The sequence below is a fragment of the Micromonospora sp. NPDC023814 genome (assembly GCF_040639595.1).
Lineage (GTDB): Bacteria > Actinomycetota > Actinomycetes > Mycobacteriales > Micromonosporaceae > Micromonospora.
Genome location: NZ_JBFAAF010000040.1, coordinates 1 through 21,468, shown reverse-complemented (window position 1 = coordinate 21,468; position 21,468 = coordinate 1). Strand labels below are relative to the sequence as shown.

The window sequence follows — 21,468 nt, the reverse complement described above, 5'->3', positions numbered from 1 at the left end:
TGACCGGCCGACTGGACGCGGGCGACCGGGCCGGGTCAGGCGCGGCCGTAGACCGGGATGCTCGCGCCGCTGGTCGGCGCCGACTCGTCGGAGGCGAGGAAGCGGACCACCGGCGCGATCTCGGCCGGCGTGACCCAGCGCGAGTGGTCGGCGGTGGGCTGCGCCGCGCGGTTCGCCGGGGTGTCGATGACGCTCGGCAGCACCGTGTTGCAGCGAACCTTGGCCGCCCGGTACTCCACGGCCACCGCGTTCGCGAAGGCGAGCACGGCTGCCTTGGCGGTCACGTAGCCGGCGGCGCCGGGGAAGGGGGCGACGGCCGCCCGGGAGGACACGCAGACCACCGCGCCACCGCCGGCCGCGACCAGGCGCGGCAGCGCCGCCCGGGTCACCAGCCAGGTCGGTCGCAGGTTCACCGTCAGCATCCGGTCGAACTCCTCGACCGGGGTCTCGTGCACCAGCCCGCCGCCGGCGTACCCGCCGACGAGGTTGACCACCGCCCGCAGCGGCGCCGCGGGATCGTCGGCGGCCGCCGCGACCGCCCGCTCCGCGCCGGCCGGGTCGGTGAGGTCCGCGACCAGCCGGACCGGAGCGCCCGCCGCCGGCTCCGTCGCCGGCGGCCGTTCCCGCCCGGGTACGACGACCCGCCACCCCGCGTCGAGGAAGGCAGCCGTTACCGCCCCGCCCAGCCCGCCCGTTCCCCCGGTGACCAGCACACTGCGTTCCGCCATGCGCCACACGCTAGTGGCGGCCCGGCCCCGGCGCCGACCGCCGGGAGGTCGTCCCGGCGGCGTGGGGTGGCCCGGGGCGCCGCCGCGGTGACGGGGCGTCGCGGAAGGCGGAATGGTGGCATGGTCTCTCCGGAGACCGCGGCCGACCGGCAGGGCCGGGCCGCCCTCCCGGGGGAGGCGACGGCACCGGGGGAGTGGCACCCTGAGCAGATCCGGCGGTCCCGGCGGGGGGTGTTTTCCCCAACACTCGGAGTCATGGTTGACGCTCACGCCTCATGAAAGTAAGTTTCATCCGTGGCGAAGAGTCCGAAGATTTCTGCGAGTCACGAGCCGGGTGGACTGATCGTTCACATCAGCGGCCTGCTCCCGTCGTTGTCGCCGGCCGAGCAGCGGGTCGCCCGGCTGGTCGTCGCCGACCCGGCCGACGCCGCGCGTCGGACCATCACCGACCTCGCCACCGCCGCCGAGACATCCGAGGCGACCGTCATCCGGTTCTGCCGGTCGGTCGGCATGGACGGCTACCCACAGCTGCGGATCCGGCTCGCCGCCGAGGCCGCCCGCCGGGTCGAGCCGCCGGACGCCCGGGTCGTCGGCGGTGACATCCCGCCCGGCGCCGACCTCGCCCAGATCATCGCCACCATCGCGTTCAACGACGCGCGCGCCGTCGAGGAGACGGCCGAGCAGCTCGACCCGGCGATCTGCGAGCAGGTCGTCGAGGCCATCGCGGGCGCGGGCCGGATCGACGTCTACGGCGCCGGCGCCAGCGGCTTCGTCGCCTCGGACTTCCAGCAGAAGCTGCACCGGATCGGCCGCACCGCCTTCTACTTCCCGGACGTGCACACCGCGCTGACGTCGGCCGCGCTGCTCGGCCGGGGCGACGTCGCGGTCGGCATCTCGCACACCGGCACCACCTCCGACGTGGTCGAGGTGCTGGAGCAGGCCCGGGCCCGGGGCGCCGCCACGGTGGCGCTGACCAACTTCCCCCGCTCGCCGATCACCGAGGTCGCCGACTTCGTGCTCACCACGGCGGCCCGCGAGACCACCTATCGGTCCGGCGCGATGGCGAGCCGGCTCGCCCAGCTCACCGTCGTCGACTGCCTCTTCGTCGGGGTGGCGGCGCGTAACCGGTCGCGGGCCCGCAAGGCCCTCGAGGCAACCGCCGAGGCAGTCCAGTCGCACCGGGTCGGCTCGGGACGGAGGCGGGCATGACGGCCGGCGCGGTGGAACCGCAGGACGTGGCCACCCCGATGGCGGCCCGCCCGGTGATCCGGGTCGGCGCGCCGACGGAGCGGCGCAACCCGCACAGCGTCGACCTCGACCTGATGTCGACGCGGGACGTGCTCTCGGTGATCAACGAGGCGGACCGGCGGGTGCCCGGCGCGGTCGCGGACGTCCTGGACGAGATCGCCGCGACGGTGGACCTGGCGGTGGCCGCGTTGCGCGGCGGGCACCGGGTGCACTACTTCGGCGCCGGCACCTCCGGCCGGCTCGGCGTGATCGACGCCGCCGAACTCGCCCCCACCTTCAACTCGCCCCGGCACTGGTTCTGCGCACACATCGCGGGCGGGCCGGATGCCATGTGGCGGGCGGTCGAGGACGCCGAGGACGACGACCGGGGCGGGGCGGCCGAGGCCGCCGACTGCGTACGCGCCGGCGACCTCGTGGTCGGACTCGCCGCGAGCGGTCGCACGCCGTACGTCCTGGGGGCGCTCGCCGCGTCCCGGGCCAAGGGCGCCTCGACCGTGCTGCTCTGTGCCAACCCGGAGGCGGAGGCCGCCGGGTCGGTGGACGTCTTCATCGGCGTGGACACCGGACCCGAGGTCGTCACCGGGTCGACCCGGATGAAGGCGGGCACCGCGCAGAAGTTGGTGCTCAACACCTTCTCCACGGCAGTCATGGTGCGGCTCGGTCGGGTCTACTCGAACCTGATGATCGACATGGTGGCCACCAACGCCAAGCTCCGCGGCCGGATGATCTCGATCCTGATGGAGGCCACCGGCTGCTCCGAGGAGATCTGCCGACGGGCCCTCGGCGAGGCCGACGGCGACATGAAGACCGCGCTGGTCTCGCTCGTCTCCGGGGCCGAGGTGTCGGCCGCGCGGGCCGCCCTCGCCCGCTCCGCCGACCAGGTCCGCGGCGCCCTGGCCCTGCTGGCCTCCTGACCGCGGCGACCTGGCCCTGCTGGCCTCCTGACCGCGGCGCCCTGGCCCTGCTGGCCTCCTGACGGGCGGCGCCCGCCGTCACCCTCCGCCCACCCACGCCTTCATCCCGTCCCCGCGTCACCCTGACCTCACCCGGCCGCCCGTACCAAGCGCGTTGCCCGAGTCACCCCGCACCTCGCCCGCCGCCACGTCACAGCGCCTCGCGTCGCCACGTCACAGCGCCTCGCGTGGCCGTGTGGCCGCTTGCGCCGGCCGGCGTGGCGCTGCCGGACCCACCCCCGGCAACGCCGCACCCGCCTCCCGTTCGCCCCTTCCTGCGAGCTGCGTCACGTGCCGGGCATAGATCTGGGGCGCGGATTGTTCATCGGGGGGTGGGGTATTACCACGGGCGTGGATGAACCGACCGGCCCACGGGCGCGTATCTGGCAGTGACCAGGATCGCAGCGCTGCGGTGAGCCGGGTCGCTGTGCCACCGGGGTGGGCGATGTTGCCATGGACCGGGGAAACGGCGACGCGTCGACCCGCCGACCCCGCGTGGTGCCCATCGGAGCGTCGCCACACGGGGTGCTGACAGCAAACGTGGATCGTGCTCTCAGCGGATTATCAGGCATTCGTGACACTTTCGACTCACGACATGGAATCCCCGACGCGTCTCATCTGTTGTGTAGGTGTCAGCACCGGTGGGCACAGCGGAAGTTACGGGGGAGGGCTGATGGACGTGGGGATGGCAAGGAACCGGGCAACCGGCGCGAGCGAGGGGACCGTGGGCAACGTGGACAAGAACATCGGCATGCGAACCGACGAGGTTGCCGAGGAGCGCGACCTGGTCGGCGTCTACCTTCACGAGATCTCCCGGACGCCACTGCTGGACGCCGCCAAGGAGGTCGACCTCTCCAAGGCCATCGAGGCCGGCCTCTACGCCGAGCACCTGCTCGGCGAGGACCGCGTCCCCGCCGGTGCCGACCGGGAAGACCTGGAGCGGCTGGTCGCCGAGGGTGAACGGGCCAAGGACCTGTTCATCCGGGCCAACCTACGGCTGGTCGTGTCGATCGCCCGCCGCTACGTCCGCTCGGGCATGCCCATGCTGGACCTGATCCAGGAGGGCAACACCGGCCTGGTGCGGGCGGTCGAGAAGTTCGACTACGAGCGCGGCTACAAGTTCTCCACCTACGCGACCTGGTGGATCCGTCAGGCCATCAGCCGGGCGATCGCCCAGCAGGAGCGCACGGTGCGCCTGCCGGTGCACCTGGTCGAGGACGTCAACCGGATGCGCAACGTGGCCCGGCAGCTCACCCGCGAGCTGGGCAGCGACCCGGAGCCGGAGCAGATCGCGGCGGCCCTCGGGGTCACCGTCGAGCGGGTCAACGAGCTGGTCCGCTGGTCGCAGGACACGGTGTCGCTGGACACCCCGGTCGGCGACGACGGCGACACCAACCTCGGCGACCTGGTGGCCGACAGCGACGCCCCGTCGCCGGAGGAGATCGTCCTCACCGGCCTGGAGCGGCAGCGGATCGAGGGCCTGCTCAACCACCTCGACGACCGGTCGGCCGGCATCATGCGGGCCCGCTACGGGCTGGAGGACGGCCGTGAGCACTCCCTCACCGAGGTGGCCTCGCGGTTCTCGCTCTCCCGGGAGCGGATCCGGCAGCTGGAGATCCAGGCGCTCGGCCGGCTCCGCGAGCTGGCCCGCGCGGAGGGGCTGCAGGCAGCCTGAGCTGGTAGGAATGACGGCGAACGGCCGGCGTCCGATAGGGGGACGCCGGCCGTTCGCCGTCTGCGGGTACGGGTGCGGTGCGGTCAGCGCACCCGGCCGTAGCCCTGGATGGGCATCAGGTTCATGCCCCGCTTGAGCACGTTGCGCCCCGCGCTCGGCGCGTCGATCACCTGGCCGCCGCCCACGTAGAACGCGACGTGCCCGAGCCCGCGGTAGAAGACCAGGTCACCGGGGCGCAGCTCGCCCTTGCTGATGTGGGCGACCGCGCCCCACTGCATGCGGGCGTTGTGCGGCAGCGACTTCCCGGCCGCCCGCCAGGCCGCCGAGGTCAGGCCCGAGCAGTCGTAGCCGTTCGGTCCGTCGGCGCCCCAGACGTACGGCTTGCCGAGCGCGCCGTAGGCGTACCGGACGGCGACGCCGGCCCGGCCGGAGACCGCGGGCGCGTCGTCCGCGCTGTCGGGCCGGGCGGCCGGCTTCTCGGTGGCCCGGCCGTACGCCTGGCGGCGCAGCTCGTAGAGCTGGGCCAGGTCGCGCTCGATCCGCTTCTTTGCGGCGGTCAGCTCGCGGGCCTGGGCGGCCTGCCGACCGAGCGTGACGTCCAGCCGGGTCTTCTCGGCGAGCAGGCGGCGCTGGTCGTTGGTGAAGGTGGCGATGGTCTCCTGCCGCTGCCGGGTGAGCCGGTCGATCATGTGCAGCCGGTCCAGCAGGGTGTCGGAGCCGTCGGGACGCAGCAGCGCCTCGGTGGTGGACAGGTGGCTGCCGGTCTTGTACGCGGTCACCGCCAGCTCGCCGACGTCCGCCCGGCTCCGCTCGGCCTGCTGCTCCAGCGGCCCGATCCGGTCCTGCACCCGGGTCACGGCGGCCTGGTTCGCCTTCATCTCCTCGCGCAGCTTGTTGTACGCCTCGACGACGTGCTCCAGCTCGGTGGAGGACTTCTCGATCCGCCGGGTCAGCTCGGCGGGGGAGGGTTCGGCCCGGGCCGGCACCGCGGGCGCGACCAACGTGGCCGTCACCGCGGCGACCACCAGGGCGCGCAGCGTGTTCCTGAGGGACGACAAGAGCGGAAGGCTCCTCTCCCAGCACGCCGCCGCGGGCTGCTGAGGCCTTCGGCGACACCGGGCCGGTGCAGTCCTGGTGGACGGCGGTCGACCGGCCGGCCCGGACAACGTAACCCGGGGCAGGAGTCGCCCGCAGTTGAAGCCGGGGCGAATGTTGGCAAAGTGGCGGGGTGTGTCGGTCGCGCCGGTGGGCGTACCTGCCGGCGATCGTGCGCTGCCGCCGGATGGTGGCGCTGATTGTCGTCGATCGGGTGGTACGCGGCTTTCGTCGTTCTGGGCGTATGCCGGCGGAGCCTGGGGCGCTATGACCGACAAGACGGATATGGAGGTTGCTACCCGACGGCCTCGCCGCCGGCCGCCCGCCGGGGGTGGGTGAAAAGCGCCGTATCGGCTGGCACGTGCGCCACACAATGAACCGCGGAGCCGGGAATCCCGTCGACCGGCATTGATGCGCTCCGTCGGCGGGAGCCGACCCCGGCACGCAGCCGCGGGAGGTAGCGCAGTGAATCCTCAAGGCGCCACGACACGACAGACGCGGTCACCGGGGGCGACCGGCGGCCGGAACACCCTGCTCTACGCCCGACCCGGGATCATCGTGACGGTCGACCGGTTCACCGTCGGACGCAACAGCTGGCGGGTGACGGAACTGACCCACCTGGAGACCAGCCGCGGGCCGCACGACCGCGTCGCCGTCCGCGCCGTGGTGGTCACGGGCGCGATGCTCGGCGGCGTCGGGCTCCTGCTCGGCTTCACCGGCGGGCTGCAACGGCTCACCGCCGGGGCGTATCTCATCCTGGGCGCCGTCTTCCTGCTGCCGGTGCTGGTCGCGGTGGTGGGGGACCGGTGGCGACCGCCGGCGTACGAGCTGTGGGGCCGGCGGCGCGGCGCGCGGGTGCTGCTGTTCAGCAGCGACAACGAGCGGCAGTTCGGCCAGGTCACCCGGGCCCTGCGCCGGGCCCGGGAGATGAACCGGTACGGCGGCTGGGAGGATCCGCTCGCCTCCGTGGACCCGTGGCGGCCCCGCCGGTAGCGCGGCTCAGCCGGCCACCGGCTCCGGGGTGCGCTCGGCCCGGTCGGCGGTCACCCAGTTGCTGACCCGGCGCTCGGCGTAGAACGAGACGAACGGCACCGTGCCGGCCAACATGACCAGGACCATCCGCTTCAGCGGCCAGCCGGCCCGGCGGGACAGGTCGAAGGCGGCCACCAGGTAGAGCATGTAGAGGAAGCCGTGGGCCTGGCCCACGGTCTCCACCAGGATCGGGTTGTCGAAGCCGTACTTCATCGGCATGCCGATGACGACCAGCAGGATCAGCGCCACGCCGACGATCCAGGCGATCACGCGGTACCGGGTCAGGGCTGCGCCCACCTTCGTCCGTCCTTCCGCGCCCGGCCTCAGCCGGGGTAGTCACCGGGCTTGGCGCCCGGGTTGTCGGTCAACCATTTCAGGTACTGGTTGTAGGCGGTGAGGTCCGCGTCCTCGCCGTCGACGGCCGCCGCGGGCACGCGGGCGACCCGCACGGGGCGGCGTACGACCGGACGCGCCGGGGCGTCGGCCGGCCGCGACCCGGCGGCGGCCGACGGCTCGTCCGCCGGGGCCTGCCGGCTGCGCAGCGTGTGCCGGACCTCACGCCACCACACGAACACCACGAAGCCGGCGAAGATCGGCCACTCGACCGCGTAGCCCCAGCTGATCGCGTTGCCGGCGGCGGCCCGGCTGACCTGCCACCAGCCCAGCCCCAGGAACCCGCCGACCAGCACGACCATGGCCACGTGGCGTGCGATCCACGCCGGGGTCCAGAGCCGCTTCATGGCATCGAGAGTACCGGGGCGGCCCGCGGTCTCCGACGCGGTGTCGTAGTGCGGGGAATGGTTTGGTGGCACCCGGTGTGGGCATCCGTTTAGACGCCAGCCCAAAACGACCAGGGGGGCGATGATGACCGGATCGATACGGCAGGACGAGTTCGGGAGCCCGGAGCAGCGGATGCCCGCGTGGGACGGCGACCACGTCCACGACATGGCCTCCGGCGAGGCGGACGTCGACGGCGAGCTGCTCGGCGTCGACCCGGCCGAGCTGGGAGACGAGGACCTGATCCGCGAGATGCACAGCCTGCACCGCACCCGGCTGGACACCTTGCGGCACGCGGCCGACTCCGCGCTCGCCAACCACCTGCGGCGCACGGCCGAACTGGAGACCGAGTACCTCGCCCGGCACCCCGGGCGGGAGGTGGACCCCAGCCGCCTGCGGGACGCGTGATGGCGCACGCCGAGCGCGGGATGTCCGCGCCCCCGGAGGTGGTGTTCAACACCGCTACCGACCCCGACCGGGCGTCGGCCTGGCTGCCCGACCCGCTGCGCGGCGACGGCAGCCCGGCGGAGGAGGTCAGCGTGGAGGAGCTGCGGGCCCGGTGGAGCGCCGCTGGGGACTGGTGCGCCGAGATCCGGGTGGACCCGGCCCTGGCGGGCGGAGCCCGGACGCGGCTCGACCTGACCGGCGGGCCGGACGCCGACCGGATGGCCGAGGAGGCGCTGGACAGCCTCGCCCGCGAGGTCGCCGACAACCTGCAGGCCGGCTGAGCCGGGGCCGGCCGACCCGAGGACCGAGGAGACCGGGGTGACCGACGTGAAGGAGAAGGTGGCGCGGTTACGCCGGGCGTACGCGCCGCACGAGCACCGGCCGCTCGGCGGCTATCTGGTGTCGATGGGTGCCTACGCCGCGGTGACCGGGGCGCTCACGGGGCTGGTCAAGGCGACCGGCCAGCACGTGCCCGAGCGTCCCGCCACGGCCGACGTGGTGCTGCTCGGCATCGCGACGCACAAGCTCAGCCGGCTGCTGGCCAAGGACGCGGTCACCAGCCCCCTGCGGGCGCCGTTCACCCGCTACGACCGGCCGATCGGCAGCGGCGAGGTGATGGAGCAGGTCCGCGACCAGGGCAGCGGCACCCGTCACGCGATAGGGGAGCTGCTGAGCTGCCCGTTCTGTCTCGCCGTCTGGGTCGCCACCGGGCTCACCGGCGGGCTCGTGCTCTCGCCCCGGCTGACCCGGCTGGTCGCGACCGCGCTGACCGCCGTGGCCGCCTCGGACTTCCTCCAGATGGCGTACGCGATGGCGCAGCGGGCCGCCGAGGGCCCCGGGCACGACGACGACTGAGCACGCGAGGAGGCGGAGACGTCCCGAAGGGGGCCGGCGGTGTACCGGCCCCCTTCGCGATGTCCCGCCCCACCGGTCGGGTCTGATGGTGTCCCGGTCACGTCGGGGTCGTGCCGTGGTCCTCGCCGGCCCAGCCCCGAGAAGCCTCCGGCTCCCGCTCGTCCTTGTCCGCGCCGGTGATGACCTCACGGTCGACGGCGGTCTTGTCGTGCTCGCTGGCGAAGTCGGGTTCCGGCAGGGTGTCCGTGCCCTCGGGGGGTTGACCGAGCGCCGGCAGCTTCTTGTGCTGCTCCTCGTGGTGGGACATCTCGCTCTCCTCACTCCTCGTCGGCCGCCCGTGCCGGGAGGCTGCCCGCCCGCCGTGACGCCACGAGCCGTACGGGCTGCCCGGGGTCGTCAGGTGACCGATCCGCCGAGCAGGTCGGCCGCCTCGTCGACCGCGTACTCGCCCTCGGGCAGCGCGGCGATCCGGGTGAGGAGCTGCGCGGGAAGCTCCGCGGAGACGGCGCGGCGGTAGATGTCCGCCTGGCTGATCCGTTCCTGGCCGCGGTAGAGGTCCTCGAGCAGGTCGTCGAGTCGCCGGATGTCGGGCTCCTCGGCCGCCTCGGTCACGGGCGCTTCGGTCACGGGTGCGTCGTCGGTCACGTCGGCTCAGCTACCCGCGACCGAATCGGTCAAACGTCACCACGCCGGCCGGCCCCCGCGCGCCGGACCTGCCGAGCACGGCAGGGCAACCGGTGGCGCCTCGGTCCCGGACGAGTCCCCGGCGTGGGACGCGGGAGATGTGACGGCGGTCATGGTCGGGGCCGGAACACCGGAGGCGGGGGGCCGGTTGAGTGAGGTGTCGGTGTGTCCAGTGTCCCCGGGCCTCACCCATATAGCCCTCGCGGAGTTCCGTCCGGCTGGAGCCGCGTCGCGCCACTCGCCGAGAGGCGACCTGCACACCGACGCCAGCGCCGCCCCCGAGCCCACAAGGCCCGGGGGCGGCGCTGTCTTTCTGTCTCTCCCCGGCGTCGACCACGGGATCGGCGGCGAGGTGCCGCCGACCTCATGATCGACGTCGGGTGGGTGGGTCAGGCGGGAGTGGGGGCGGGGGTGCGGCGGCGGGTGCGGACGGCGGTGGCCAGGTGGGTCAGGACCTCCTCCGTGGTCTCCCAGCCGATGCAGGCGTCGGTGACCGACTGGCCGTAGGTCAGCTCGCGGGTCGGGTCGAGGTCCTGGCGGCCGGGGAGCAGGAAGCTTTCCAGCATGATCCCGACGATGCCGCGCTGCCCGGCGGCGAGCTGGGCGGCCACGTCGGCCGCCACCCTGGGCTGGTTGCGGTGGTCCTTGCCGCTGTTGGCGTGGCTCGCGTCGACGACCAGTCGCTCGGGCAGCCCGGCCGCCCGCAGCAGCTCCAGCGCGCCGGCGACCGACTCGGCGTCGTAGTTGGGCCGGCCGCCCCCGCCGCGCAGCACGAGGTGTCCGTCGGCGTTGCCCCGGGTGTGCAGGATCGCCGGGGTGCCGGAGACGTCGATGCCGGGGAAGACGTGCGGTACGCCGGCGGCGCGGATCGCGTCCACGGCCGTGCCGATGCTGCCGTCGGGGCGGTTCTTCATGCCGATCGGCATCGACAGGCCGGAGGCGAGCTGCCGGTGCACCTGGCTCTCCACCGTCCGCGCGCCGATCGCGCCCCACGCCACCGTGTCCGCGATGTACTGCGGGGTGATCGGGTCGAGGAACTCGCAGCCCACCGGCAGGCCGAGGCGCAGCACGTCGAGCAGGAGCGCCCGGGCCGTACGCAGGCCGGTGTTGACGTCACCGGAGCCGTCCAGCCCCGGGTCGTTGATCAGGCCCTTCCAGCCGACCGTCGAGCGCGGCTTCTCGAAGTAGACCCGCATCACCACCAGCAGGTCGTCGGAGACCCGGTCGGCGGCGACGCGCAGCCGGTGGGCGTAGTCGAGCGCGGCGGCCGGGTCGTGCACCGAGCACGGGCCGACCACCACCAGCAGGCGGTCGTCGGCGCGGTCCAGCACCCGGCCGACGGCGCGCCGACCGGCCAGCACGGCCGAGGCGAGCGTGTCGTCCAGGGGCAGCTCGTGGTGCAGCAGGGCCGGGGTGGTCAGCGGCACGACACGGTCGATCCGCTGATCGCTGACCCGATCGGTCTCCGGGGTCGTCACGGTGGGCATCCTTCCGCCGACCGCGTCCCGGGGCCGGTGCCCGGGTACGAGCCGGCTGCTCGTACGCAAAAGGGCAGGAACGAAAGCTCCTGCCCGGCCGGCTCGATGGCGGTGACGTCAGATCATGGTGAAGTCACCGGCGTGCGAGCCGGCTGCCTAAACCATCGATACGAACGCGTCACGCCGCCCAGCGTACCCGACGGCCCGGGAAGGTCCACCCGGTCGTCGGGAAACACGCGCCTCGCGTTCACCTCCATCGATGCCGCCAGCGATAGCTTCATCGACACCGACCGCTGTTCATCCGGAGGTTTCGATGGAGCGTCGTACCGTCCTGCGCGCCACCGGGGCGAAGAAGTTCGGGCGCGATCATGTGGGCGTGCCCGTCCACCCGGCGGGGTATGTGGGCGGGCATGAGTGACGAGCAGAGTGACCAGGAGCGGGTCGAGTCCCGCGCGCACCTGCTGCCCGAGGAGGCGGCCGTCGGCAGCGAGGACCCGCAGGCACAGGCCGAGGTCATCCTCGAGGAGTCGGACATCCGGGAGGAGGACCGCAACGCCGCGCCGGACACCGTGCTGGAGCGGCGTACCTCCGATCAGACGGTGACCCCCGTCGAGCCCCCGGACTGAGGCACGGCGCCGCGCGTCCGCTGCGAGGCCGGGTAGGTGTGCTCCCGGAGCCAGGCGACGGGGCCTGCCGCCCGCAGCCCCGGCGGCAGGTTGCCGACCGGGTCGAAGGCCAGCGCGGCGTCCTCCCCGGCGCCGAGCTGCTCGCCGAGGGTGACCTGCCCGAACGGCCGCCACGGCCCGACCGCGGACGCGACCGCCAGCACCAGGCGCGGCGCGTCCGTCCGGGCCGCGGCGGCCACCTCGGCCAGGCTGCGACCCAGATCGGGCGACTCCGGGTCGGCCAGCGCGGCCAGGAGGAGCCGGCGCCGGCCCGCCCGGAACGACATGATCGTGCTGTACGTCCCAACGAAGCGCCGCCGCGGCAGCGGCAGGTGCCGCAGCACCGGCGCTGCCGCGCTGGAGCTGACCAGCAGGTCGAACGGCTGCCCGGCGTCCCGGTGCAGCCGCACGGCCAGCCCCAGCACGTCCGGCCACCGGCCCGGCGTGGGCACCCCCTTGGAGAGACGGACGGTCGCCCGGAAGCGCCCCGGGTCGTCCAGCAGCGGCACCCCGGTCGGCGGTCCCGGCGTACCCCAGACGGTCACCTCGCCGGCGAAGGAACGGCCCGCCGGGTGCAGCAGGCGGCCCCGGCGGAGCCGGGTCAGGGCGGCGGTCGTGCGGTCGACCGCGACGGCGGCGCGGTCGGTCACGGTGGCGGCAGGCGGCATCCTCCCCCGGTACCCGGCCGCCGACGGTCGATGCCTCGCCCCGAGCGGCGTGTCCCCTTCCGGCCCGCCCGATCGGATAGCGTCGTGCCATGCCCGACAGCGGTTACCCCTGGCCCATCGAGACGACCCGACTGGACAACGGCCTGCGCGTGGTGGTGAGCGAGGACCGCACCGCCCCCGCGGTCGCCGTGAACCTCTGGTACGACGTCGGCTCCCGCCACGAGCCCACGGGGCAGACGGGCTTCGCCCACCTCTTCGAGCACCTGATGTTCGAGGGTTCGGTCAACGTGGCGAAGACCGAGCACATGAAGCTGGTGCAGGGCTCGGGCGGCTCCCTCAACGCCACCACCAACCCGGACCGCACCAACTACTTCGAGACCGTCCCGGCCGAGCACCTCGAACTGGCGCTCTGGCTGGAGGCGGACCGGATGGGCGGCCTGGTCCCGGCGCTGACCCAGGAGACGCTGGACAACCAGCGTGACGTGGTGAAGAACGAGCGGCGCCAGCGCTACGAGAACGTCCCGTACGGCGACGCCTGGCTGCGGCTGCTGCCGCTGCTCTACCCGCCCGGGCACCCGTACCACCACGCCACGATCGGGTCGATGGCCGACCTGAACGCCGCCGACCTGGCCACCTTCCAGGCGTTCCACCGGACGTACTACGCGCCCAACAACGCCGTGCTGACCGTGGCGGGCGACGCCCCGGCCGCCGAGGTCTTCGCGCTGGCAGACAAGTACTTCGGCGCGATCCCGCCCCGCGAGGACATCCCGTCCGCGCCCGACGGCCGGACGGTCCCGGCCACCGGGCGGCCCGCCGTGGAGACGGTCACCGGCGACGTCCCGGCGCCCCGCGTCTACGTCGCACACCGCACCCACCCCTTCGGCAGCCCCGGCTACGACGTGGTGACCGTGCTCGCCACGGTGCTGGGCAGCGGTCGCGGCAGCCGGCTCTACCAGCGCCTCGCCGACGGGGAGCGGATCGCCCAGCCGGACCTCGTCGGCGCGTACGGGGTGGACCTGGCGCACGCCCCCGCGCCGATGATCGCCACCGCCACGGCCCGCCCCGGGGTGAGCGGCGAGCGGCTGGCCGCCGGGCTGGCCGAGGTGGTCGACGAGCTGGCCACCGTGCCGGTCACCGCCGCCGAGCTGGACCGGGCCAAGTCCCTCCTCAGCACCATGTGGTGGCGGCAGATGTCCACGGTGGAGGGCCGGGCGGACACGCTCGGGCGCTACACCACCCAGTTCGGCGACCCGGCGAAGGCCGCGGAGCGGCTGCCGGCCTGGCTCGCGGTGACCGCCGAGCAGATCGCCGAGGCCGCCGCCGAGGTGCTCGCCGCCGACGACCGGGTGACCCTGACCTACCTGCCCGAGGAGAAGCCCTGATGACGCTGATCACCGACCGACCCGGGCCGGGCGTCGCCCGCCCCTACCGGTTCCCGCAGGTGGTCCGCCGCACGGTGGCCGGCGGCCAGGTCGTCGCCGCGCACCTGCCCGGGCAGAACCTGGCCGTGGCGCTGCTGCTGCTCGACGCGGGCGCCGGGCGCGAGCCGACCGGCAAGGAAGGGCTCGGCGGGGTGCTCGCCAAGGCCCTGGAGGAGGGGACCGCGCAGCGCGACGCGACCGCGTACGCCCTGGCGATCGAGGCGCTCGGCACCGAGCTGGTGACCGGGCTGGACTGGGACTCCTTCCAGGTCAGCGTGCAGGTGCCGGTGGAGCGGCTGAGCGCCGCCGTGGAGCTGCTCGCCGAGGCGGTCCGCACCCCGAAGCTGGATCCGGAGGACGTCCGGCGCGTCCGCGACGACGAGGCGACCGCGCTGCGGATGGACTGGGCCAACCCCGGCCCCCGCGCCGACGCGGCGCTGCGCGCGGACCTGTTCGGCGCCCAGAACCGCTGGGGCCGCCCCATGTACGGCGACCCGGACTCGGTCGCCGGGCTGGACGTCGAGGACGTCACCGTCTTCCACTCCGAGTGGTTCATCCGCCCCGGCACCCTGGTCGTCGCCGGCGACCTGGACCGGCTCGACCTGGACGCGCTGGGCGCGGCGGCGTTCGCCGGCACCGGCGGCGGTCCGGTCGACCGGGGCGGCCCGATCGAGGTGCCGACCCGCCCCGGCCGGCGGATCATCCTGGTGGACCGCCCCGGCTCGGTGCAGTCCACACTGCGGCTGGGCCACCCGTCGCCGCACCGCGCCCACCCCGACCACGTGCCGATGGCCCTCGCCGGCACGGTGCTCGGCGGGGCGTTCACCTCCCGGCTCAACCACCTGATCCGCGAGGTGCACGGCTACACGTACGGCATCCGGGGCGACTTCGCCTCGTCCCGGCGGTTCGGCCGGTTCGCGGTCAGCTCCGGCGTGCAGACGGCCGTCACCGCGCCGGCGCTGGTCGAGGCGGTCGGCGAGATCACCCGTACGCAGGAGACCGGGGTGACCGAGGAGGAGCTGGCGGTGGCGCGCTTCTGGCGGGCCGGGCAGCTCTCGGTCGAGCTGCAGAGCCCCCGGGCGATCGCCTCCGCGCTGACCACCCTGGTCGTGCACGACCTGCCGGACGACTACCACGCCCGGCTGCGGGAGTCGCTGCTCGCCGCCGACGTGACGCAGGTCTCCGCGGCGGCCGCCACCCACCTGCGCCCGGAGGCGCTCACCCTGGTGGTGGAGGGCGACGCCGCGGTGATCCGCGACGAGCTGGTCGCCACCGGCCTGGGCGAGGTCGTCGACGCCGCCCCCTGACCGCTGCCCCCGGCCCGGGTGGCCCGCGATGTGATGTCGGTCGCGGTCGGGGCGGGGCGGGTGCTCCGACACGGGCCGGCCGGCCGGCGGCAATGCTCCGGCGGGGCGCGGTCGGGACCCCGGATCTTCTCGCCGCGGGTGCGATCGGGCGGTGACGTTCCGGGCGGGAGGCCGTCCCGGGCGCGCCTTGGCTGCCGCCCGGCCCGGCGTGACGTCCGTCCGCGCGGTGGGAAAGCGTTCCCGGCCGCGGGCCCGGGCTGGGTAGCCTCGCGGGCATGAGGATCGGCATTGTGGGGGCCACCGGCCAGGTCGGTGGCGTGATGCGGCAGGTGCTGGCGGAGCGGGAGTTCCCGGCGGAGCAGGTGCGGTTGTTCGCCTCGGCGCGGTCGGCCGGGCGCACCCTGCCCTTCCGGGGCGGCGAGGTGACGGTGGAGGACGCGGCCACCGCCGACTACTCCGGGCTCGACATCGTGCTCTTCTCGGCCGGCAAGGGCACCGCCAAGGAGTTGGCGCCCCGGGTCGCCGCGGCCGGTGCCGTCGTCATCGACAACTCCTCGGCGTTCCGGACGGACCCGGAGGTGCCGCTGGTCGTCGCCGAGGTCAACCCGCACGCCGCCGCCGTACGCCCCAAGGGGATCATCGCCAACCCCAACTGCACCACGATGGCGGCGATGCCGGTGCTGCGCCCGCTGCACGCCGAGGCGGAGCTGGTCGGCCTGGTCGTCTCGACCTACCAGGCGGTCTCCGGCGCCGGCCTGGCCGGCGTGGCCGAGCTGGACGAGCAGGTCCGCAAGGTCGCCGAGCACGCCACCGGGCTCGCCTTCGACGGCGCGGCGGTGGAGTTCCCCGCCCCCCGCTCGTTCGCGCGGCCGATCGCGTTCAACGTGCTCCCGCTCGCCGGCTCGATCGTCGACGACGGCTCCTTCGAGACCGACGAGGAGCAGAAGCTGCGCAACGAGAGCCGCAAGATCCTGGAGATCCCCGGGCTGAAGGTCTCCGGCACCTGCGTCCGGGTGCCCGTCTTCACCGGCCACTCGCTCCAGATCAACGCCCGGTTCGCCCGCCCGGTCACCCCGCAGCGGGCCCGCGAGCTGCTCGACGGCGCGCCCGGCGTGGCGCTGAGCGACGTGCCGACGCCGCTGCAGGCCGCCGGTCAGGACCCGACCTACGTCGGCCGGATCCGCGCCGACGAGACCGTCGAGCACGGCCTCGCCCTGTTCTGTTCCAACGACAACCTGCGCAAGGGCGCCGCGCTCAACGCGGTGCAGATCGCCGAGCTGGTCGCCGCCGAGCGTCGCTGACCGACGCGCGTGCGACGGGCCCGCCGACCTCGGCGGGCCCGTCGTGTGGGCGCCCCCGGGGCGTACGTCGTGGTTCGATGGGGGCATCGGGACCGGTCGAGCGGGAGGATGCCGTGGCGGACGACGAGACCCGGCGGGTGTTGACGGACCTGATCGCCGGTCATCGGCTCGGGGTGCTGGCCACCCTCAAGCGGGACGGCCGGCCGCAACTGTCCACCGTCATCTACGCCTTCGACCCCGCGTCGGCGGTCATCCGGGTCTCGGTGACCGACGGCCGGGCGAAGACGGCCAACCTGCGCCGGGATTCCCGGGCCAGCTTCCACGTCAGCAGCGACGACGGCTGGGCGTACGCGGTGGCGGAGGCGCGCGCCGAGCTGACGCCGGTGGCCGCCGACCCGGACGACACGACCGTGGCGGAGCTGGTCGACCTCTACCGGACGGTGCAGGGCGAGCACCCGGACTGGGCCGACTACCGGCGGGCGATGGTCGCCGAGCGCCGCCTCGTGCTCCGGCTGCACGTCGAACGCCTCTACGGCGCCCCGCCGCACGGCTGAGCCCGCCCGGGCGGCGGGCCGGGACGATATCGCGGACCTCCCGTTCGTCGTCGGCCGTCCGGCGCGGCGGCCGGGCCGGGCACCGGGGGCCTCCTCGGATCGTGTTCGCGTTACCCCGCTCGGCCGGCGGGTAGACGGCCTGTGCCGACACCGAGAGGGGAGCACCATGACAACGGTCGGAGAGTTCATGACGACCCGGTTGGTGACGATGGACGGCAACGACACGCTGACCGCCGCGGCGCAGGAGATGCGCGACAGCGCCATCGGCGACGTGGTGGTGACCGACGGCGACGATGTCATCGGCATCGTGACGGACCGGGACATCACGGTCCGGGGCGTGGCGGAGAACATGGACCCGAACACGACCCCGCTCAACCGGATCACCTCCAAGGACGTGATCACGGTGAGCCAGTACGACGACGCGGTGGCCGCCGCCGACCTGATGCGGACCTACGCCGTGCGCCGGTTGCCGGTCATCGACGACGGGCGGCTGGTCGGCCTGGTCTCGATGGGTGACCTCGCCGTGGAGCGGGAACCGCAGTCGGTGCTCGCCGACATCAGCGCCGACGAACCGAACAACTGACTGTCCGCCGCGGGCGCGCCGGCTCCCGTCCCGGGGGCCGGCGTCGCGGTCCGCGCGGCGGCGGGCGCACCCGCACCGTGCGCCGTCCGCCGGGGACCCGCCGGTCCTGGAAGGTCCCGTTCGGGGGCCGGCTGGTGCCGGCCCCGCCGGGTGGTCAGGCCCCCTCGACCGTGACCCGGACGTCGGCGGCACCGCGCGCGGCGGCGACGGCGGCGGCCTCGGTGTCGACCTCCCGGCGCGCCCGGGCCGACAGCGCGCCCCACGGCGTCACGGCCACCTCCAGCACGCCCCGGCCGGCCTGCTTCGCGCGCCAGGTGCCGGAGACGTCGCCGTCCACGAGCAGCGCCCCGGGGTTGCCGATCATCCGCCAGAGTTGCGACTGGCGGGCCTTGTCGGGCACCAGCACGGCCCGGTCGCGGGCCTGGAGGAACGGGTCGCCGGGCGGCAGCAGCCGGACCCCCGGCAGGGGCCGGGCGCCGCGCAGCGCGTCGAGCTGCTCCGGCGGCAGCCAGGCCCGCCGGCCGTCCACCCGCACCTCGGCGAGCCCCTCCGGCCACACGGGGCGCAGCGCGGTGGCGCTGGTGCCGAGGAAGCCCGCGATGTCGGCCGGCGTCGCCGGCCCGAGCAGTCGCAGGCAGGTGAGCACCAGGGCGGTGGTGCCCGTCGCCCGCTCGGGAGGCCCGGGCCAGCCCGGCAGCGGCGCGAGCGTCGTCGCCCGCCCCGACACCTCCAGGCGTACGCCCCCGGCCAGGCCGGCCTGCTGGAAGAGCGACCCGGAGACGTGCCGGGCGCCGCACGGGCCGCAGTCGTACGTCAGCTCGGCCGGCACCCGGTCGCTCACCGCGCGGCTCGCCTCGCCGCGGGCCGTCGGCGCCGTCACCACCTCGGCGAACGCGCGCGCCGCGGCCTCGAACGCGGCCAGTCCCAGCTTGGCGCCGTCGCGGATCTGACCGGCGATCCGGCGGGCGGCGTCGGCGTCGCTCAGCGGCCAGATCGCGGCGGCCAGCGCGGGCAGCCCGGCGCGGCGGTGCAGGTGTGGCGCACCCCGCATCGACCAGACCAGCTCCAGCCGGTCGTCCTCGACCTCGGTGACGCCCCGGGCCGCGAGCGCCAGCCGGGCGGAGCCGTGCGGCGTGTCCTGCACGCCCAACTCCGTCACGGCCAGGTCGGCCGGCCGCCGCGCCGGGCGGCCCAACTCCTGCGCCGTCGCCCGGTAGGCGAGAACCCGCTCCCGACCGACCTCCGGACCGCTGCCCCCCATTGCCGACCTCCGCTCCCGACTCGCCCTGCCCGCACGCTACTGCCCGGGGACGACCTCGCCGCCGTCGCCGGGCTGGCCCGCCTCACCCGATCCGGGCGAGGTTGACCCGGCACGGGACGGGGACCCCGTTCGGGACATGACCGACGGGGAGGAGAGGACCCGATGGTGGACGCGACGACGAGGTTCTTCGAGGACCTCGACCGGCGGGAGTACGAGCCCCTGCTGGACAAGTCCTCCGGGACCCTGCGCCTGGACCTGCACGAGGGGGCGCAGACGACGCACTGGCTGGTGCGGATAGACCGGGGCCGGGTCCGGGTGAGCCAGGAGGACCAGGACGCCGACACGGTGGTCGGCACCACCCCGGCGCTCTTCGAGGACCTCACCACCGGGCGGGAGGACGGGATCGCGGCGCTGCTGCGGGGCGACCTGACGGTGTCGGGGCAACTCCGGCTGCTGGTGCAGTTGGAGCGGCTCTTCCCCGGCCACCCGGACGCCCGCGGCCCCCGCCGGCGTTTCCAGGGTCAGCGGGAGGTGCGGTGATGGCGCGGAACAACACGATCCGGATCCTGGACGGCAGCACCTTCGTCGTGTCGGAGGACACCGGGGACATCGAGGCCACGCCGAGCGAGCCGACCGGATTCTTCTCCCTGGACACCCGGTTCCTGTCCACGTGGGTGCTGACGGTGAACGGGGAGCGGCTCACGCCGCTGTCGTACGACGACCTCCAGTACTACGAGGCGCGGTTCTTCCTGGTGCCGGGGATGGCGACGCACTACATCGACGCCAAGCTGTCGATCATCCGGGAGCGGACGGTGGGGGGCAGCTTCCAGGAGCAGCTCACCATCCTCAACCACGACGAGAAGCCGGTCGACCTGGAGATCAGGATGGACGCGGCGTCCGACTTCGCCGACCTGTTCCAGGTCAAGGACGAGATTCTGAACAAGAAGGGCGAGATCTTCACGGAGGTCGAGACCGACCGGCTGCGCCTGGGCTACCGGCGGGGCAACTTCAGGCGGGAGACGACCATCTCCGCGTCCCCGCCGGCCCGGTACGACCGCAACGGCTTCGCCTACACGATCCACCTCGAACCCAACCAGAGTTGGGAGGCCCAGATCGAGGTCGGCACCTTCGCCGGCGCTCAGGGGGGCCGGGACCTGCGGATGGGGCTGGGGGCGCACGGCGACGAGCGGCTCGCCCTCCAGCACGACCTGGAGGAGTGGATCGCCAAGGCGCCCAAGGTGAACAGCCAGCACGACCAGGTCGCCGCGACCTACCGACGCAGCCTGATCGACCTGGCCGCGCTGCGCTTCTCGCCGCTGTCGCTCGGCGGGGCGTCACTGCCGGCCGCCGGCCTGCCCTGGTTCATGACCATGTTCGGCCGGGACAGCATCCTGACCTGTCTGCAGACGCTGCCGTTCACGCCGGACCTGTCGAAGACCACGCTGCGGATCCTGGCCTCCCTCCAGGGCACCCGGTTCGACGACTTCCGGGACGAGGACCCGGGCCGGATCCTGCACGAGATGCGGTACGGCGAGACTGCCGCCTTCGAGGAACAGCCGCACTCGCCGTACTACGGGTCGGTGGACGCCACCCCGCTGTTCCTGGTGCTGCTCGACGAGTACGAGAAGTGGACCGGCGACGTCGAGCTGGTCATGGAGTTGGAGCGGGAGTGCCGCGCCGCGCTGAAGTGGATCGACGACTACGCCGACCTGGTCGGCACCGGCTACATCTGGTACGAACGGCGCAACACCGACACCGGCCTGGAGAACCAGTGCTGGAAGGACTCCTGGGACTCCATCTCCTACCGGGACGGCACGCTGCCGCCGTTCCCCCGGGCCACCTGTGAGGTGCAGGGGTACGCGTACGACGGGAAGCTGCGGGCCGCCCGGCTGGCCCGGGAGTTCTGGGGTGACCCGGAGTTCGCCGACCGGCTGGAGCGGGAGGCGGCGGCGCTGAAGGAACGGTTCAACCGGGACTGGTGGGTGGAGGACGGCGAGTACTACGCGCTGGCGCTCGACCCGGACGGCCGCCAGTGCGACGTGCTGAGTTCCAACATCGGCCACTTGTTGTGGAGCGGGATCGTCGACCACGAGCGGGCCGAGAAGATCGCCCACCATCTGGTCGGGCCCCGGCTCTTCACCGGCTGGGGGGTGCGGACGCTGGCCGAGGGGGAGGTGCGCTACAACCCGGTCGGCTACCACAACGGCACGATCTGGCCGTTCGACAACTCGTTCATCGCCTGGGGCCTGCGTCGGTACGGCTTCGCCGAGGAGGCGGCGGTCATCGCCAGCGGCATCCTCGACGCGAGCACCTACTTCCAGGGCCGGTTGCCGGAGGCGTTCGGCGGCTATCCCCGGGAGCTGACCAAGTTCCCGGTGGAGTACCCGACGGCGTGCAGCCCGCAGGCCTGGTCGACCGGCACGCCGCTGCTGCTGCTGCGGACGATGCTCGGCCTGGAGCCGCACGAGGGGCACCTCGCGGTGGACCCCCGGCTGCCGATCGGGATGGGCCGCATCGAGGTGCTGGACATCCCGGGCCGGTGGGGCCGGGTGGACGCGTTCGCCCGGGGCCGCCTCGACATGCACCGGCTCACCGAGTGACGACGGTCCCAGCCGGGCGGGGCCGGCCCCCCCCCCCCCCCCCCCCCCGCGCCCCCCCGGGGCCCCCGCCCCCCCCGCCCGCCCGGGCGGGGGGGGCGCCGGCGGGCGGAGCGGGAGCCACGCAGAGCGGGGGACC

The 21,468-nt window shown here is 74.1% G+C and carries 24 protein-coding genes; 15 read left to right on the top strand and 9 right to left on the bottom strand.

The window, feature by feature from the left end; all coding sequences use genetic code 11:
• Positions 1 to 35: 35 nt before the first annotated feature.
• Positions 36 to 728, bottom strand: coding sequence for an SDR family NAD(P)-dependent oxidoreductase (locus AB0G14_RS21320; RefSeq protein ID WP_357699896.1), 693 nt, complete (start codon positions 726 to 728; stop codon positions 36 to 38).
• A gap of 294 nt (positions 729 to 1,022) precedes the next feature.
• Between AB0G14_RS21320 and AB0G14_RS21315 the strand changes: the two genes are divergently transcribed.
• From AB0G14_RS21315 to AB0G14_RS21305, 3 genes are all read left to right on the top strand, one after another.
• On the top strand, positions 1,023 to 1,937 hold the full coding sequence (locus tag AB0G14_RS21315) for a MurR/RpiR family transcriptional regulator (protein WP_350708619.1): 915 nt from the start codon (positions 1,023 to 1,025) through the stop codon (positions 1,935 to 1,937).
• Positions 1,934 to 2,890, top strand: a complete 957-nt coding sequence (gene murQ, locus AB0G14_RS21310; protein WP_357699894.1) for an N-acetylmuramic acid 6-phosphate etherase — start codon at positions 1,934 to 1,936, stop codon at positions 2,888 to 2,890. The genes AB0G14_RS21315 and murQ overlap by 4 nt, the downstream gene beginning before the upstream one ends.
• 724 nt (positions 2,891 to 3,614) lie before the next feature.
• Entirely contained in the window at positions 3,615 to 4,604 is a 990-nt protein-coding gene (locus AB0G14_RS21305; RefSeq protein WP_357699892.1) for a sigma-70 family RNA polymerase sigma factor, read from the top strand.
• Positions 4,605 to 4,687: 83 nt separating this feature from the next.
• On the opposite strand, the gene AB0G14_RS21300 is transcribed toward AB0G14_RS21305, so the two are convergent.
• Positions 4,688 to 5,662 carry an NlpC/P60 family protein gene (locus tag AB0G14_RS21300; RefSeq protein WP_357699890.1) on the bottom strand — a complete coding sequence of 325 codons (975 nt, stop codon included), beginning with the start codon at positions 5,660 to 5,662 and terminating at the stop codon, positions 4,688 to 4,690.
• Positions 5,663 to 6,164: 502 nt separating this feature from the next.
• Between AB0G14_RS21300 and AB0G14_RS21295 the strand changes: the two genes are divergently transcribed.
• On the top strand, positions 6,165 to 6,692 hold the full coding sequence (locus AB0G14_RS21295; RefSeq protein ID WP_357699888.1) for a DUF6232 family protein: 528 nt from the start codon (positions 6,165 to 6,167) through the stop codon (positions 6,690 to 6,692).
• A 6-nt stretch (positions 6,693 to 6,698) separates the two neighbouring features.
• On the opposite strand, the gene AB0G14_RS21290 is transcribed toward AB0G14_RS21295, so the two are convergent.
• Together AB0G14_RS21290 and AB0G14_RS21285 are read right to left on the bottom strand one after the other, a co-directional pair.
• Positions 6,699 to 7,028 carry a DUF3817 domain-containing protein gene (locus AB0G14_RS21290; protein WP_357456058.1) on the bottom strand — a complete coding sequence of 110 codons (330 nt, stop codon included), beginning with the start codon at positions 7,026 to 7,028 and terminating at the stop codon, positions 6,699 to 6,701.
• Between the two features lie 26 nt (positions 7,029 to 7,054).
• Positions 7,055 to 7,471 carry a hypothetical protein gene (locus tag AB0G14_RS21285; protein WP_357699886.1) on the bottom strand — a complete coding sequence of 139 codons (417 nt, stop codon included), beginning with the start codon at positions 7,469 to 7,471 and terminating at the stop codon, positions 7,055 to 7,057.
• 121 nt (positions 7,472 to 7,592) lie between these two features.
• On the opposite strand from AB0G14_RS21285, the gene AB0G14_RS21280 reads away from it, so the two are divergent.
• From AB0G14_RS21280 to AB0G14_RS21270, 3 genes are read left to right on the top strand one after another with little or no spacing between them, the layout of a single operon-like run.
• A complete protein-coding gene (locus tag AB0G14_RS21280; RefSeq protein WP_357699884.1) occupies positions 7,593 to 7,916 on the top strand; it encodes a DUF6158 family protein in 324 nt (107 codons plus the stop codon).
• Entirely contained in the window at positions 7,916 to 8,236 is a 321-nt protein-coding gene (locus tag AB0G14_RS21275) for a hypothetical protein (RefSeq protein WP_357699882.1), read from the top strand. The genes AB0G14_RS21280 and AB0G14_RS21275 overlap by 1 nt, the downstream gene beginning before the upstream one ends.
• A gap of 37 nt (positions 8,237 to 8,273) precedes the next feature.
• A complete protein-coding gene (locus AB0G14_RS21270; RefSeq protein ID WP_357699880.1) occupies positions 8,274 to 8,810 on the top strand; it encodes a DUF1360 domain-containing protein in 537 nt (178 codons plus the stop codon).
• 97 nt (positions 8,811 to 8,907) lie between these two features.
• Here AB0G14_RS21270 and AB0G14_RS21265 read toward each other — a convergent pair whose 3' ends face one another.
• The 3 genes from AB0G14_RS21265 to AB0G14_RS21255 all read right to left on the bottom strand — a co-directional run bounded on the left by AB0G14_RS21265 (position 8,908) and on the right by AB0G14_RS21255 (position 10,981).
• On the bottom strand, positions 8,908 to 9,117 hold the full coding sequence (locus tag AB0G14_RS21265) for a hypothetical protein (protein ID WP_357699878.1): 210 nt from the start codon (positions 9,115 to 9,117) through the stop codon (positions 8,908 to 8,910).
• Between the two features lie 89 nt (positions 9,118 to 9,206).
• Entirely contained in the window at positions 9,207 to 9,455 is a 249-nt protein-coding gene (locus AB0G14_RS21260; protein ID WP_357456040.1) for a hypothetical protein, read from the bottom strand.
• A 428-nt stretch (positions 9,456 to 9,883) separates the two neighbouring features.
• Complete coding sequence (locus AB0G14_RS21255; RefSeq protein ID WP_357699876.1) at positions 9,884 to 10,981, bottom strand: 3-deoxy-7-phosphoheptulonate synthase; 1,098 nt, start codon at positions 10,979 to 10,981, stop codon at positions 9,884 to 9,886.
• Between the two features lie 401 nt (positions 10,982 to 11,382).
• Here AB0G14_RS21255 and AB0G14_RS21250 point away from each other — a divergent pair, with 401 nt between their 5' ends.
• Positions 11,383 to 11,598: a hypothetical protein gene (locus AB0G14_RS21250; RefSeq protein ID WP_357456034.1), complete on the top strand. Its 216-nt coding sequence runs from the start codon at positions 11,383 to 11,385 to the stop codon at positions 11,596 to 11,598.
• On the opposite strand, the gene AB0G14_RS21245 is transcribed toward AB0G14_RS21250, so the two are convergent.
• Positions 11,565 to 12,305 carry a phosphodiesterase gene (locus tag AB0G14_RS21245; RefSeq protein ID WP_357699873.1) on the bottom strand — a complete coding sequence of 247 codons (741 nt, stop codon included), beginning with the start codon at positions 12,303 to 12,305 and terminating at the stop codon, positions 11,565 to 11,567. The genes AB0G14_RS21250 and AB0G14_RS21245 overlap by 34 nt on opposite strands.
• 89 nt (positions 12,306 to 12,394) lie before the next feature.
• Between AB0G14_RS21245 and AB0G14_RS21240 the strand changes: the two genes are divergently transcribed.
• From AB0G14_RS21240 to AB0G14_RS21220, 5 genes are all read left to right on the top strand, one after another.
• Entirely contained in the window at positions 12,395 to 13,687 is a 1,293-nt protein-coding gene (locus AB0G14_RS21240) for a pitrilysin family protein (protein WP_357456028.1), read from the top strand.
• On the top strand, positions 13,687 to 15,033 hold the full coding sequence (locus AB0G14_RS21235) for a pitrilysin family protein (RefSeq protein WP_357699871.1): 1,347 nt from the start codon (positions 13,687 to 13,689) through the stop codon (positions 15,031 to 15,033). The genes AB0G14_RS21240 and AB0G14_RS21235 overlap by 1 nt, the downstream gene beginning before the upstream one ends.
• Positions 15,034 to 15,308: 275 nt before the next feature.
• Entirely contained in the window at positions 15,309 to 16,334 is a 1,026-nt protein-coding gene (locus AB0G14_RS21230; RefSeq protein ID WP_357699869.1) for an aspartate-semialdehyde dehydrogenase, read from the top strand.
• A gap of 113 nt (positions 16,335 to 16,447) precedes the next feature.
• The gene (locus AB0G14_RS21225) at positions 16,448 to 16,888 is read left to right on the top strand and encodes a PPOX class F420-dependent oxidoreductase (RefSeq protein WP_357699867.1); all 441 of its coding nucleotides are present in this window, start codon (positions 16,448 to 16,450) and stop codon (positions 16,886 to 16,888) included.
• Between the two features lie 166 nt (positions 16,889 to 17,054).
• Positions 17,055 to 17,471, top strand: a complete 417-nt coding sequence (locus tag AB0G14_RS21220) for a CBS domain-containing protein (protein WP_357699865.1) — start codon at positions 17,055 to 17,057, stop codon at positions 17,469 to 17,471.
• A 154-nt stretch (positions 17,472 to 17,625) separates the two neighbouring features.
• Here the strand turns inward: AB0G14_RS21220 and AB0G14_RS21215 are convergent, their stop codons facing one another.
• Positions 17,626 to 18,732: a crosslink repair DNA glycosylase YcaQ family protein gene (locus AB0G14_RS21215; RefSeq protein ID WP_357699863.1), complete on the bottom strand. Its 1,107-nt coding sequence runs from the start codon at positions 18,730 to 18,732 to the stop codon at positions 17,626 to 17,628.
• Between the two features lie 162 nt (positions 18,733 to 18,894).
• Here AB0G14_RS21215 and AB0G14_RS21210 point away from each other — a divergent pair, with 162 nt between their 5' ends.
• Together AB0G14_RS21210 and AB0G14_RS21205 are read left to right on the top strand one after the other, a co-directional pair.
• The gene (locus AB0G14_RS21210; protein WP_357699861.1) at positions 18,895 to 19,272 is read left to right on the top strand and encodes an SCP2 sterol-binding domain-containing protein; all 378 of its coding nucleotides are present in this window, start codon (positions 18,895 to 18,897) and stop codon (positions 19,270 to 19,272) included.
• Positions 19,272 to 21,332: a glycogen debranching N-terminal domain-containing protein gene (locus AB0G14_RS21205; RefSeq protein ID WP_357699859.1), complete on the top strand. Its 2,061-nt coding sequence runs from the start codon at positions 19,272 to 19,274 to the stop codon at positions 21,330 to 21,332. Before AB0G14_RS21210 ends, AB0G14_RS21205 begins: the two co-directional genes overlap by 1 nt.
• The last annotated feature ends 136 nt before the right edge of the window (positions 21,333 to 21,468 follow it).